At 63.5% G+C, this 427-nt stretch carries 1 protein-coding gene; it reads left to right on the forward strand.

The window, feature by feature from the left end:
• Positions 1 to 427, forward strand: a 427-nt coding sequence (locus LG396_RS38950) for a beta-ketoacyl synthase N-terminal-like domain-containing protein (RefSeq protein ID WP_225798336.1), incomplete at both ends; no start/stop codon positions are given.

The raw sequence follows: 427 nt of genomic DNA on the forward strand, positions 1-427 counted from the left end.
CCTTCGGGATGTAGCCGGGTTTGATGCCGGGTTCTTCGGTATTTCGCCGCGTGAGGCGCTGGCGATGGATCCTCAGCAGCGATTGCTGCTGGAGGTGGCGTGGGAGTCGCTGGAGCGGGCGGGCATCGACTCTGCCTCACTCAAGGGCACCCAAACCGGAGTATTCATGGGAACGTCCGGATCGGGATACTCCGTCGGAATGAGGGAGCTCCCCAAGGGCGTCGAGGGATATTCGATCACAGGCAAGACCGGCAGTGTCGCTTCCGGAAGGGTGGCGTATTCGTTGGGTTTGGAGGGCCCGGCGATGTCGGTGGATACGGCGTGTTCGTCGTCGTTGGTGGCGTTGCATCTGGCCGCCCAGGCGGTGCGTAGTGGTGAGTGCACGATGGCGCTGGCCGGCGGCGTCACCGTCATGGCAACACCTGAT

This window comes from Streptomyces aculeolatus (assembly GCF_020400605.1).
GTDB classification, from domain to species: Bacteria; Actinomycetota; Actinomycetes; order Streptomycetales; family Streptomycetaceae; genus Streptomyces; species Streptomyces aculeolatus.